Genomic DNA, 13,370 nt, shown 5'->3' on the forward strand with positions numbered 1-13,370 from the left:
TTATATTTAAGGCTTTAATTAGTTGCTAAATCATCAATGTTATTTTCCATTGAATTATTTTCTTTATCATTTTTTCTGTTTCCTACAAATTTAAAGTCCTCTGCTACTACTTCTGCTATATATTTTTTATTGCCATCTTTGTCTTCATAACTTCCTGTTCTTAATCTTCCACTTAAGCTTATATAACTTCCTTTTCTTAAATACTGACATACCACCTCTGCTTTTCTTCCCCAAAGAGTAACTGGAATTAAATCTGCTTTTCTTGTTCCATCTTGAGCCTTGAAGTTTCTATCTACAGCAATAATAAACCTTGTAAATACTTTACTCCCCTCTTCTAAGGTTCTAAGTTCAGGGTCCCTTATTAATTTTCCTAATAATACAATTTTATTCATTTTTACACCTCCTGAATATTTCTTCTTTGATTCTATCCATTTAACTTTTTTCTATTCAAAATTTAATAAAAAAAAATAGAACCTATATTAAATAATTAGTGTTTTAATATAGATTCTAATCTTTATTAATTTTTTCTTCTTACAGTCATTACAGAGTTAAATTCTGCTCCTAATATTAATATCATAGAAGTAATATACAGCCATGTCATTAGCACAAAAACAGCTCCTACGCTTCCATATAATCTTGAATAATTTGCAATATTGTTTATATAATATGAGAATCCTAAAGAAACTATTATCCATCCTAAAGTACTGATTATAGCTCCAGGATAAACCTCTCTCCAAGGAATTTTTTTAGCTGGAGTATATCTATACATACATGCAAATATCCATATCATCATAAAAACTACTATTAAATATCTACTTAAATTCCATATTGATATAATTACTTCTTTAAATGGTAATATTGTTAGTAAATACTTTCCTATCAATTCTCCAAATACTAGCATAGCTAATGTTAATACTATAATTATAACTAAAGCTAATGTAAAAATAATTGCTACAAAAGATCTTTTTATAAAAGATCTAGAATCTTTTACATTATAAGCTTTATTTAATCCCTTAATTACTGCCCTAAATCCTGATGAAGCTGACCAAATAGTAAGTATAATAGATGCTCCTAATAATCCTGCATTTTGAGTATCTACTAACTCAACTACTGTAGTATCTATTAAACTAAAAACATTATTGGGTAAAATAGTTCTTAATCCTTCTAATATATCAGCAGAATTTAATCTACTAAAACCAACTACAGTCATTAAGAATATTAAAAAAGGAAAAAATGATAACATTAAATAATAAGCAAGTTGTGCTCCTAATGCAAAAATATCATCATTATTCACCTTTACAACAAAATATATAATCCCATCTAAAAATGACTTTTTAGATTCATTTTCTTTATTCATCGAATCACCACATTTAAATTATTTGTATTTGATTTAATATTATATTACTTTATATATGATACTACATTATTAGTAAATATATAAGTATAATAACCTACTTCTTTCTAAAAACCTTTACTTATAGTATAATCTTCATATGCTATTTATAAAATGAAGGGGTGTCTTTATGAATTATATATTAGAAAATGAGAATATAAAAATATCAGCAAGTACATTTGGTGGAGAGCTTAACAATTTAATTACTAAAAATGACAATGTTGAATTTCTATGGAGTGGAGATGAAAAATACTGGAAGTATCATTCACCTATTTTATTTCCTATTGTAGGTAAAGTTTTAAATAATAAGTATAAAGTGGAAAATAGTGAATATGAATTGCCTCAACATGGTCTTGCTAGAACTAGAGAATTTAAAATGATTGAAAAAGATAACAATCACATAATTTTCGAACTTTTATGGTCTGAGGATACTTTGAAAATCTATCCATATAAATTTTCTTTAAGGCTTTCCTATGAATTATTAGAAAACGGCGTTAAAGTTGGATATAAAGTAAAAAACCTTGATGATAAGGAAATTTATTTTTCAATTGGAGGTCATCCAGCCTTTATGTGTCCAATTCTAGAAGGTGAAAAATTTGAGGACTATTACTTCCAATTCAACCAAAAAGAAAATTCAGATATTATGGAACTTGCTTCAGATACTGGTTATTTTACTGGAAAAACTAAAAAATTCTTTAATAATGAAGATAAAATTAATTTAAACTTAGAATTATTTAAATATGATGCAATAGTTTTCGGTGATTTAAAATCAACATCAATTACATTAAAAAGTAATAAAAATAACAAAGAACTAACTATGGATTATACAGGATTTCCTTATTTAGCTATATGGACTAAACCTACTGGTGCTCCTTTTATATGTATAGAACCATGGTATGGCCATTCAGATTACAAGGACTTTAATGGTGATCTAAAGGATAAAAAAGGGATAGAGAAACTACAGATTAATGAAGAATTTAATGCTGAATATAAATTATTCATTAAATAATATAAAGAGTTGGTGTTGTAAATACTCACCAACTCTTTATATTAATTTGTTATTGCAATGGCTCTAACAGGTGATGCATCACCTTCTTCTATTTTCAAAGGAGTTGCTACCAAGGTAAATTCCTCTTCCTTTACTTCACCTAAATTAGTTAAATTTTCAATAATAATTTTTCCTCTTGATAAAATAATATTATGAATTTCAAAATCTATACTATCAAACTTATCTATAGATATTGTATCTATTCCTATTCCCTTTACATTAAAACTACATAGCCATTTAGCAGCCTCTTCAGTTAAGCTAGGAAATCCCTGTAGGTATCCTTCTGTTCCCCAATACTTAGCCCAATTTGTTTTTAGTATTACAAAGTCACAGTTATTAATTTTATCTCTATAGCAAATTAAATCTTCAATATTTATTTTTTTTAAATTAGATACATCTATTATAGTTGCAATACCTATAAAATCATCTATTTTAAATTCATCAATGGTCTTTCCCTTATTAATCATATGACTTGGTGCATCTATATGAGTTCCTGTATGAGTACATAACCTTAAAAGTTTTTCATTATATCCATCCTTTTCTATAGATGCTATATCATAAACTTCTAACCTCTCATCTTTTGTATATGTGCTCATATTAGTATTTATAATATGGCTTAAGTCTGTTACCTTCATAAAATCCCTCCCTACTTTATTAATTCCCATTCCTTTGGAAGTAAACTCTTATATTTTAAAGTGTAATATCTATCATCTATAAGTAGTATTCTTCCCTTATCTGTTTCAGTCCTTATAACCCTACCTGCAGCCTGCATAATTTTGTTTATACCAGGATAAATATACGCATAATCAAAACCTTTATCTTCATAATAATCTTTAATTATATCTCCCTCATTAGATATTTTAGGGAATCCAACACCAACTATTATACTTCCTATTAACCTCTTTCCAGGTAAGTCTATGCCCTCTGAAAAAACTCCTCCAATAACACAAAAAGCTAATACCTTAGTATCCTCTTTAAAATTTTCTAAGAATAATTCTCTTTCTACTTCTGTTAACACTTCAGATTGGCAGATAGTATTTTTTTCTCCAAAGAGTTCTATATATCTTAAATATATTTTATTTAAATACTGATAGGAAGGTAAAAATACCATATAATTTCCTAACTCTTCTTCTTTAAACTTATATATAAGATTACATAAATTATCTATATTATTTTCTCTTTTATTAAATCTCATATTTAAAGGATTACCATATACAATTAAGTTTTCTTTTTTAAATGGTGATGGTAACTTCATTCTATAGCTTTTATCATCTCCTCCAAGTAAATCAATATAATAATTTATTGGAGTTAAAGTAGCTGAAAATATTGTAGTAGAATACGCCCCTTGGATTATTTTCGATAAATTTTTTGATGGATTTACACAGAATAATTTTACTTTAACATCATTTTTATCTATTTCAACTAAGGTTACATATTCCTTTGTATAAAGGTCAGATATGGATATAAAAGCTCTTACTTCAAAATAAAGATCTCTAATATCATCATAGCCTTCAGTATTAACTGCTTTTATTAAATATTCATCACACTCTTTTAAGAAAATTCTAAGTAACTTATAAAGCTCTTTATACTCCTCTTTTTTATATATACTGTTACTTTCAGTCTCTTGAACTTCCTTCCTTACTTCAATTAAATACTTATTTATAGCATTTAATGCTTTATATAAATTAGGTGCCTTTCCTTTTATTATTTTACTAGCTTTCAATACCCTATCTTTATATATTTCCGCACTATACATGTTTCTAGCCCTATCCACAAGATTATGACCTTCATCTACAAGCAATATATTATTATTAACATCTTCCTCGAAAAACCTTTTAAGCCTAGCTCTAGGATCAAAAGCATAGTTATAATCACAAATTATTAAATCGCACCAAAGACTTAAATCTAAAGAAAGCTCAAAAGGGCAAAGCTTTTCCTTCCTAGCATACTCCTCTATTTTTTCTCTAGTAAAACTATCTTCATTTTTTAGCATATTAAAAATTGAATCATTTACTTTATCATAATAATTTAATGCATATTCACAGTTTTCAGGATTACAATTTGATTTATCTTTAAAACAAATTTTCTCCTTAGCAGTTAAAGTTATACTTTTACAATAAAGTCCCTTATCCTTAAGCTTATTTACGGCCTCCTCTGCAACTGTTCTAGTTATTGTCTTAGCCGTTAGATATACTATCCTTTCCCCTCTATCTTCTCCTAAAGATTTTATAGCTGGGAAAATAGTAGAAATAGTTTTTCCAATACCTGTTGGTGCTTGAGCAAATAGTACAGATTTCTCTTTTATTGTATTAAAACAAGCTATAGCTAGTTCTCTTTGTCCTTTTCTATAAGTTTTAAATGGAAAACTTAAATTTCTTATACTTTCGTCTCTCTTTTTTATTATATTTGATTTTAATATTACCCACTTTTTGTATTCATTAATAATAGAAAAAACAAACTCTTCTAATTTTTCTATATTAAAAGCCTTATCAAAGCTTTTTACCTCTTCTGTCTCTATATTAAAATAACTTAATTTTACATTAATATTTTTTAATTTATTTTGAATAGCATACATATATGCATAAAACTTCCCTTGAGCCCAATGTAATTCATTATAATCTTCATCTATTAATATTAAAGACTTCATAGTTGATTTGATTTCTTCTATATATACTTCACTGCCTTCAATAATTATTCCATCTGCTCTTCCATCTACAACTAAAATTACGTTATCTATTTCAAATTCTTCTTGAAGCCTAACTTCCTTTTGATAATTAATATATACATTTTCATTACTAGCCTGTAGTTTTTGGTGAGCTATTGTTCCTTCTAAAGCTCTTGTACTTCCCATATATCTATCATCTATACTTCCAGCTTTTAAAATATATTCAATAATCCCCCTAACAGATTCTTTAATAATAATTTTCTCTTTCATTAAAGTTCTTCCTATCTTTGTATTTTAAATATATTATAATCCTAAAAATATATAATTAACAACTTAGCCATAAGTAAAAAATTAGAAGCAACTATATTTTTATAATCTATAATTGCTTCTTAAAATTTTTATTTAATTGAATTTATTGTTTGAGATAAGTTATTTATACTATGAGTAAGACTTTCTAGCTTTCCTTCAATTCTTATTAGCAAATATAAGGAAATAGCTATAGGAAATCCTATATTAGATATTAAATCAACTAACTCTTTCATAAAATCACCCCTCTTACTATATACACAAATAAGAAGAGCTTTTTAAAATTATATCCACTAGGAGTGATATTCATTAACAATTTTTTGTACTAATTTTTTAATTGCACTTGCTTGTGCAATTAATGACATTACAATTACGAATGTTCTAATGCTATTTTCATCTTTTTCATTTAATTTTAGTTCTGAAATTATATTATCTAATTTTTCTTCATTAACTGCAGGTTTACTTAAAAAGTCTTTAAAACTTTCACTTTGTGTTTCTGAGAATATCTTATAGGCTTTTTCCCAAGATATAATATCATCGGACCTATCATTAATTTCATTAAAGGCTAAACTAAAAACTTTTTTAATTTCTTCTGTAGTAAGTACAGGTCTCATATAACTTAATAAAACTAATTGAACTAAATGTATCTTAGTATAACCTCTTTTCTTTCCATCTTCAGGCTTACTAATCACTTCGCTTTTTATATAATTTTGAACTATATTATTAGTATATTTATCTTCAATGAATTTATCATTTAAAAAATCTATAACTTGAGATAAAAAAAGATCGTATTTGGGTAAATCATCATAACCAACCATAGCACCATTTGCCATTTCTTCTGCAATTTCTGTTATATAATTAGTATCTATCTTCTTTACCATTATATCCACCTCTACGCTTTCATTCTTATTTTAATTATATAGTATGTATAAACTTATTACAAGTTATTTCTATCTGTTTTAATTAAAATATTCTTCTTCTTTATTATTATTTACATTTTTTTCTTTTTTTATTAATATTTTTTTAATAAAATGTCTTAAATCTATATTTTTAACTCTCCTACATTAGTAGACAAGCCATTCTACATTTTTTGCTATTTTTTTGGAAATTTGATTAAATAGTATTGACTTTTCTAATTTATGGTAGTATATTGTATTTATAAATTAATTATCTTAATAAAATTGTATTTTTTGAAAAAAATTTTCTTTTTTTATTGACTTTTAATTACATTTTTAGTAATATTAACGTTGCGTGATGTCGAAACTTGTTTTAAGGAGGATGTTTTATGAAATCAACTGGAGTTGTAAGAAGAGTAGATGAACTTGGAAGAATAGTTATTCCAATAGAATTAAGAAGAACATTAGATATAGCAGAAAAAGATGCTTTAGAAATCTATGTAGATGGTGAGCAAATAATCTTAAAGAAATATGAGCCAGCTTGTATATTCTGCGGAGACGCTAGAGATGTTGTTAACTACAAAGGAAAGAACATCTGTAAAAACTGCTTAACAGAATTAAAAAAATAATTTTTAATTAAAACCCCTATAGATTTTATCTATAGGGGTTTTAACCTTACTATTTTATAAATTCATAGAATATTTATATACTTCTTTTTTAGCTAATCCTCTTTCTTTAGCAACTATCTTTATAGCTTCCTTCTTATTTATTCCAGATTCTATAACTTTAATTAGATGTTCCTCTATGCTTAAATCACTCCACAACGCTTCTTTCTCAGCCTTAATGTCCTCATCTGATTTTCCTTCTATTACTAATACAAATTCTCCTCTTGGCCTATTTTCAACAAAAAATTCTATAGAGTCTGATATTCTACCTCTATATATTTCTTCATGAAGTTTAGTAAGTTCTCTACAAACTGCTATTTTTCTATCCCCTAAATTTTCTTTAAGATATTCTAAGGTGTTTAATAATCTATGAGGAGCTTCATAAAATATTAGTGTATCTCTAACATTCTTAACTTCTTCAATTACAGGATTTCTTTCTTTATTTTCTCTTGGTAAAAATCCCCTAAATATAAATTTAGTCGTATCTAAACCAGAATAAACTAAAGCTGTAGTTATTGCTGTTGCTCCAGGTAAGACTTCAAAATCTATATTTTCTTCTATACATTTTTCTACTATTACACTTCCTGGATCAGATATTCCTGGTGTTCCAGCATCTGTAATTAAAGCAATATTTACACCATTATTTAATTTTGTGATTATATCTAAGCTCTTTCCTTGCTCATTATGCTTATGATAGCTAAATAAGCTTTTCTTAATATTAAAATGATTTAATAATTTTAAACTTGTTCTAGTATCTTCAGCTGCTATTTCATCAACAGTTTGTAATACTTCTAAAGCTCTTAATGTTATATCCTTTAAATTTCCTATAGGCGTAGGAACTAAATATAATTTACCTTTACCCATTATTATTCCTCCCTACCATAAATTTTATTTATCTCTTTAGTATAAGTTCCATCTTCATTATAAACATATAAAGGTGCTTCCCACTTTAAATACGCCCCTCCATCACGTTGTCCTTCAACTAAAACTATATTTGGAGCCTTATTAACATTTGGTTGTATCATTTGAACTCTTTTAGGTTCAATTTTATACTTTCTCATAAGTTCAAATATATCTATTAACCTCTCAGGTCTATGTACCATATACATTCTTCCATTATCCTTCAAAAGCCTCCTAGCAGCTTTTATAACATCTTCTAAGTTACATAATATCTCATGCCTTGCAATAGCTAACTTATCATCTGGATTCAATATTCCTGAATTATTTAGCTTATATGGTGGGTTTACAGTTAAAACATCAAAAGTTCCTAAAGTTTTCAAAAAATTCATATCCTTAAGGTCTGCATTTTCAAATTTAACTATATTTTCAACTTCATTATATTTACTACTTCTATTGGCCATTTCCACCATATTCTCTTGGATTTCAATGCCTATAACTTCTTTAGGTTTATATTTCCCATAAATTAAAAATGGAATTATACCAGTTCCTGTGCATAAATCTATAACCCTATGTTTATTTTTCACATTAGCAAAGTTAGATAACAATACAGCATCTACTCCAAATCTAAAACCATGTCTTTTTTGAATTAAAAATAAATTATCTAATTGTAAATCATCTATAGACTCATCTTCTAACAAATTAATATTTTTATTCATTTAGTTAACCTCTATCTAATATTTCTATTTATCAACTGATATTATTTGTTTCATATATAAGTTTTTACTCAAACCTATTAAATTATATCACAAGTTTTAATATATAAAAAATAAACTCCGCCTATTAGACGGAGCTTATTTTAATTAATATTAACTTCTTAATTAAAGTACTCTTCTTGCAGCATAGAATGATGTTACAGGTGAAACTTTAACATAATCTCCTGGTTGAGGAGCATGTATATATTGACCTCCACCAACGTATATTCCAACGTGATCTAGTCCATATGTGAATACTAAATCTCCTGGTTGTAATTCACTATATGAAACTGGTGTCCCAACTCCAATTTGTGAATAAGTAGTTCTAGTTATGTCTATTCCTGCTGCATTTCTATAAACATAGCTTGTAAATCCTGAACAGTCAAATGCATTTGGACCTGTTGCTCCATATACATACGGAGTACCTATGAATTGGTAAGCATAACTTACAATAGCATTTGCTGAAGCTGATCCTGGTCCTCTATTAGGACTTGATGCTGCTGCTTGTTGAGCTTCTAAATCATCAACTTTAACTTTTGCATTTTCTATTGCATTATTTACTTCTTCAATAACAATAGGACTCTTTAATTGATTATCTCTAATACTTCTTAATTGGCTAATTGCATCTTTAAGTTCTGTAATATCATTGGATGATCCTAAAATCCCCATCTGATAATCAACTAAACTTCTTTCAGCAACAGATAAATATTCTTCATCAAATTTTCTTTGTTCTTCTTCTGCTTGAGCAATAAGAACCTCTTGTTCTTTTCTCTTTTCTTCAAAGTCTGCTAAAACTTTATTAGTATCCTCAGTAAGTTTAGCTATTTTATTAGATTTCTCTTCTAATGAAGTAACTTTTTCATCTAATTTTTCCTTCTTATCAAGTAATTCCCTTACTATTTTCTTATCAATATTAACAAGTCTACTAGCTGAATCTATCTTTGATATTAGATCACTAAAGCTTTCTGCACTAAATAAAAGAGTTAAGTAACTTCCTTGACCACCTGATTTATATAACTCCCTTAATCTTTTTCCTAAGACCTCTTCTTTTTCCTCAATTTCAACCTTTGAAGCTTCAATTTCCTTATTGGTATTTTCAATTTCCTCTTTTATAGCTTCCATTTCCTTCTTGTTGCTATCAACCTCTTCTTTTAATGGTGATATTTGTTCATTTAACTTATATATCTTCCCTTGAATGTCATCTATTTTCGCGTTTAATTCGTCATACTTTTGTTGGTTTTGTATTACTTCCTCATTCGGAGTAGCAAAAACTGGCGTTATAGAAGTTAGTGTTAGAGCCCCTGCTATAACAACTGATAAAATCTTCTTTTTCATAAAGTGCTTGGTCTTCCTAGACCATCCCCCTCTCCCTACATGATACTTTACCATTATAACACTTATGGTAAGCTTGGACAATGGTAATTTTTAAAAAATGTGATATCTAGTGCATGTAAATGTATTCTATACATAACTTGGGAATATATTCTCATATAAGGTGCTACTTTATTACCTTATATTTAAGTATATTTCTTAATTTTATTTTTTATATCTACAATTTATAAACATGTTAAGATTAGGCTATATATTTCTATATTTCTTCAATAACTTATTTTGAACTATTGATAAAGTTAATGTAATTACTATATATATAATGATTATGTACTTAGATTTTCCCTCCAATAAAATATCTAATATCCCTAAAATACTTCCTGCTATACCTATAGATAAATTAAATATCCCATTATATTTCATAAATTTATCTACATCCTTATAAACTCCACTTTCCTTAAAATATTTTTTTGTTTTCTTACTTAATAACGAAACTAATCCCATTAATAAAAAGCCTAAACTTCCTAAAAATATAACCAAAGTTGTACTTTTCATAATCTTCCTCCTGTCTAAATCCTTGCCCAATAACTATAAAATTATACATGTTTTTAAAATATTTTATCAATTTTATACTTGAAAGTAAAATAATTTTATTTTTTACTTTCAAAAGTGTTGACATAAAAGTATATAGTTACTATAATAATAATGTACTTCGGGGTGTGGCGCAGATGGGAGCGCGCGTGGTTTGGGACCATGAGGTCGCAGGTTCAATCCCTGTCACCCCGACCAAGAAATCCTCTCTATTTTGAGAGGATTTTTTAATTTGATAAAAAATATTAACTTATGAATTAAGTTCTTAATTAATTACAGTCTAAATAATCATGAAATTCTTTAAATTCATCATCAAACCCAATAGATTTAAAAGAAATTAATATTAATGGAATTATAGAAATATAAATACATAACATTAATATCCACATAAATATTTTCCCCTTGTATATTTCTATTTAAAAATATTATATGAATAAGTTTCCAATATATCTATATTTATATATATTTTTTTAATTTTTTATTTATTGAACAAAGGAGGTTTTATAAATGGATAATTTTAAAGCAGTAATTTTTGATTTAGATGGTACTTTAATAGATTCTATGGGGATTTGGGCAAGAATAGATGAAGAATACTTATCATCTTTTGGTTATACAGTCCCTAAAAATCTTCAAGAAGAAATAACTCATCTAACCCTTACTGAAACAGCCAATTATTTTAAGTTAAGATTTAATATAGTTGATAGTATTGAAAATATAATAGCTACTTGGCATGAAATGGCTTTAAACCATTATACTTATCATATTAAATTAAAAGCTAATGTAATTCCATTTTTAGATAGCCTAAAGAAAAAAAATATAAAAATAGCACTTGCAACAAGTAATTCTATTCCACTGTTAGAAGCGACATTAAAAAATAATGGTATTTATAATTACTTTGATGCAATAACTACTACTGAAGAAGTAAAAAAATCAAAGGATAATCCAGATATATATCTTTTATCAGCAAAAAAGCTTAACGTACTGCCAGAAGATTGCTTAGTTTTTGAAGATATTGTACAAGCTGTCAAAGGTGCAAAAAAAGCTGGAATGACAGTATATGCAATTTATGACAAAAACTCAGAAAATCAAAAAGACGAACTAATTAAAATAGCAGATAAATATATATTAGACTTCAATGAATTATTATAGACTACTAATTAGTTTTAAAGGAGCTACTAATTGAAGTGCACCCAAAATGTTGGACGTTTTGGGTGCAAATCAAATGGTAGCTCCTTTTTTATTATGCTCTAGTCACACCATACTTATTTTCTAATTCTTTTACAACATCTAAATATTTTCTTTGTTGAGCTTCTTGAAGTAGGTTATTTATTATTTGAGGTTTTACTTCTTCAAATTTTAATTCTACTCCATCATTCTTTTCTTCAACCTTTACTAAATGATAACCAAATTGAGTTTTTACAGGTTCACTTACTACATTAAGATCTAATGCAAATGCAGCTTCTTCAAATTCAGGAACCATCATTCCTCTACCAAAAGCTCCTAAGCTACCCCCTTGTTCTTTCGATGGACAAGTTGAATATTTAACAGCTGCCTCTTCAAAAGTTATTTCATTTTCGTCTATTTCCTTTTTAATTTGATCACATAATTCCTTAGTATCAACTAATATATGCTTAGCTGAAACAGTAGGTGGTTGAGTAAATTGATTTTTATTATTATTGTAATAATTTAAAGCATCCTCGTCAGTAACTGTAACTTCTAATAATAATTTATTTAAAGTTAATTGAGTTAATATATCCTTTTCAGCTTGTTTTACATTATCTCTATACTCTTCTGTTTCATCAATCTTTAATTCCTTACCTAGAATATTTATTAACTCAAAAGATACTATTTGCTCTAATAATTGCTTCTTAGCCTCTTCAGTATTAAAATATGCTCTCTTATCTTCAGGATATCTTGATATTACATTTTGTAAGTCTGAATTCTTTATTTCCTTACCTGCAACTGTTGCTAAAACCTTGTTTTCCATTAAAAATAATCTCCTTTAATTTAAATTTATTAACATAATTAATTATAGCAGAGTTTCTCTTTAAATATACAAATTTTCCTCAATTAATCTTAATTTTATAAGATTAATATTATTTATTGATAATAATTATTATTAGTATTATAATATAATTAATATTAAAGGAGGTAATATAATGGAAATAGGAAATTTAGCCCCAGATTTTACCCTTATTGGATCTGATGGAAAAGAACATAAATTAAGCGATTATAGAGGAAAGAAAGTCATACTATATTTCTATCCTAAAGATAATACACCTGGCTGTACTACTGAAGCATGTGATTTTAGAGATAATATTAGTGAAATAAATAATTTAAATGCAGTAGTTATTGGAATAAGTAAGGATAATTTAAATTCACATAATAAATTCATTGAAAAATTCAACTTACCTTTCCTTCTTTTAAGCGATGAAGAAAAGGTTGTTTGTGATTTATACGATGTAATTAAAGAAAAAAATATGTATGGTAAAAAAGTTCTTGGAATCGAAAGAAGTACATTTATAATTGATGAAAATGGCTACCTTATAAAGGAATTTAGAAAAGTTAAAGTTAAAGGTCATATTGAAGAAGTTTTAAATGAAATTAGATAACAAAATCCACAGCTATTCATATATGTAGCTGTGGATTTTTTAGTACATTTACAATTTTTTAATAACAAAAATATTTATACTTTTCTATAAATAAAAATAAAAAGCACTAACTAAGTTAGTGCTTTTTATTCTGGTGGCTCGACCAGGAATCGAACCAGGGACACGAGGATTTTCAGTCCTCTGCTCTACCGACTGAGCTATCGAGCCATAATT

General features: G+C 26.9%; 15 protein-coding genes and 2 tRNA genes. 5 read left to right on the forward strand and 12 right to left on the reverse strand.

Annotation, left to right across the window (positions count from 1 at the left end; genetic code table 11):
- Positions 1 to 14: 14 nt before the first annotated feature.
- Positions 15 to 392, reverse strand: coding sequence for a single-stranded DNA-binding protein (locus BN6774_RS17840; protein ID WP_066896268.1), 378 nt, complete (start codon positions 390 to 392; stop codon positions 15 to 17).
- Positions 393 to 517: 125 nt separating this feature from the next.
- The gene (locus tag BN6774_RS17845) at positions 518 to 1,357 is read right to left on the reverse strand and encodes a YihY/virulence factor BrkB family protein (protein WP_066896271.1); all 840 of its coding nucleotides are present in this window, start codon (positions 1,355 to 1,357) and stop codon (positions 518 to 520) included.
- A gap of 166 nt (positions 1,358 to 1,523) precedes the next feature.
- On the opposite strand from BN6774_RS17845, the gene BN6774_RS17850 reads away from it, so the two are divergent.
- Positions 1,524 to 2,402: an aldose 1-epimerase family protein gene (locus tag BN6774_RS17850; protein WP_066896274.1), complete on the forward strand. Its 879-nt coding sequence runs from the start codon at positions 1,524 to 1,526 to the stop codon at positions 2,400 to 2,402.
- A 41-nt stretch (positions 2,403 to 2,443) separates the two neighbouring features.
- Here the strand turns inward: BN6774_RS17850 and BN6774_RS17855 are convergent, their stop codons facing one another.
- From BN6774_RS17855 to BN6774_RS17870, 4 genes are all read right to left on the reverse strand, one after another.
- Positions 2,444 to 3,076 carry a cyclase family protein gene (locus BN6774_RS17855; RefSeq protein ID WP_066896277.1) on the reverse strand — a complete coding sequence of 211 codons (633 nt, stop codon included), beginning with the start codon at positions 3,074 to 3,076 and terminating at the stop codon, positions 2,444 to 2,446.
- A gap of 11 nt (positions 3,077 to 3,087) precedes the next feature.
- Positions 3,088 to 5,376 carry an ATP-dependent DNA helicase gene (locus tag BN6774_RS17860; protein ID WP_066896280.1) on the reverse strand — a complete coding sequence of 763 codons (2,289 nt, stop codon included), beginning with the start codon at positions 5,374 to 5,376 and terminating at the stop codon, positions 3,088 to 3,090.
- A 128-nt stretch (positions 5,377 to 5,504) separates the two neighbouring features.
- Positions 5,505 to 5,648, reverse strand: coding sequence for a YvrJ family protein (locus tag BN6774_RS17865; protein WP_066896284.1), 144 nt, complete (start codon positions 5,646 to 5,648; stop codon positions 5,505 to 5,507).
- 57 nt (positions 5,649 to 5,705) lie between these two features.
- On the reverse strand, positions 5,706 to 6,293 hold the full coding sequence (locus tag BN6774_RS17870; RefSeq protein ID WP_066896287.1) for a DUF1836 domain-containing protein: 588 nt from the start codon (positions 6,291 to 6,293) through the stop codon (positions 5,706 to 5,708).
- A gap of 404 nt (positions 6,294 to 6,697) precedes the next feature.
- Here BN6774_RS17870 and BN6774_RS17875 point away from each other — a divergent pair, with 404 nt between their 5' ends.
- Positions 6,698 to 6,937 (forward strand): AbrB/MazE/SpoVT family DNA-binding domain-containing protein, encoded by a 240-nt coding sequence (locus BN6774_RS17875; protein WP_008676225.1) that lies wholly within the window; start codon positions 6,698 to 6,700, stop codon positions 6,935 to 6,937.
- Positions 6,938 to 6,991: 54 nt separating this feature from the next.
- Here the strand turns inward: BN6774_RS17875 and rsmI are convergent, their stop codons facing one another.
- The 4 genes from rsmI to BN6774_RS17895 form a co-directional block, all read right to left on the reverse strand.
- On the reverse strand, positions 6,992 to 7,837 hold the full coding sequence (gene rsmI / locus BN6774_RS17880) for a 16S rRNA (cytidine(1402)-2'-O)-methyltransferase (RefSeq protein WP_066896290.1): 846 nt from the start codon (positions 7,835 to 7,837) through the stop codon (positions 6,992 to 6,994).
- Positions 7,838 to 7,839: 2 nt separating this feature from the next.
- On the reverse strand, positions 7,840 to 8,589 hold the full coding sequence (locus tag BN6774_RS17885) for a tRNA1(Val) (adenine(37)-N6)-methyltransferase (RefSeq protein WP_066896293.1): 750 nt from the start codon (positions 8,587 to 8,589) through the stop codon (positions 7,840 to 7,842).
- A gap of 162 nt (positions 8,590 to 8,751) precedes the next feature.
- Complete coding sequence (locus tag BN6774_RS17890) at positions 8,752 to 9,960, reverse strand: C40 family peptidase (RefSeq protein ID WP_066896296.1); 1,209 nt, start codon at positions 9,958 to 9,960, stop codon at positions 8,752 to 8,754.
- 243 nt (positions 9,961 to 10,203) lie between these two features.
- Entirely contained in the window at positions 10,204 to 10,509 is a 306-nt protein-coding gene (locus tag BN6774_RS17895; RefSeq protein ID WP_066896299.1) for a hypothetical protein, read from the reverse strand.
- Between the two features lie 158 nt (positions 10,510 to 10,667).
- Between BN6774_RS17895 and BN6774_RS17900 the strand changes: the two genes are divergently transcribed.
- Positions 10,668 to 10,743: transfer RNA gene (locus tag BN6774_RS17900), tRNA-Pro, on the forward strand.
- A 309-nt stretch (positions 10,744 to 11,052) separates the two neighbouring features.
- Positions 11,053 to 11,694, forward strand: a complete 642-nt coding sequence (locus BN6774_RS17905) for an HAD family hydrolase (protein ID WP_066896301.1) — start codon at positions 11,053 to 11,055, stop codon at positions 11,692 to 11,694.
- Between the two features lie 91 nt (positions 11,695 to 11,785).
- Here the strand turns inward: BN6774_RS17905 and BN6774_RS17910 are convergent, their stop codons facing one another.
- Complete coding sequence (locus tag BN6774_RS17910; protein ID WP_066896302.1) at positions 11,786 to 12,532, reverse strand: peptidylprolyl isomerase; 747 nt, start codon at positions 12,530 to 12,532, stop codon at positions 11,786 to 11,788.
- A gap of 172 nt (positions 12,533 to 12,704) precedes the next feature.
- Between BN6774_RS17910 and bcp the strand changes: the two genes are divergently transcribed.
- A complete protein-coding gene (gene bcp / locus BN6774_RS17915) occupies positions 12,705 to 13,157 on the forward strand; it encodes a thioredoxin-dependent thiol peroxidase (protein ID WP_066896304.1) in 453 nt (150 codons plus the stop codon).
- 131 nt (positions 13,158 to 13,288) lie between these two features.
- Here bcp and BN6774_RS17920 read toward each other — a convergent pair.
- A tRNA-Phe gene (locus BN6774_RS17920) sits at positions 13,289 to 13,364 on the reverse strand.
- Positions 13,365 to 13,370: the final 6 nt, after the last annotated feature.

The sequence above is a fragment of the Clostridium nigeriense genome (assembly GCF_900086595.1).
Classification (GTDB): Bacteria; Bacillota; Clostridia; order Clostridiales; family Clostridiaceae; genus Clostridium; species Clostridium nigeriense.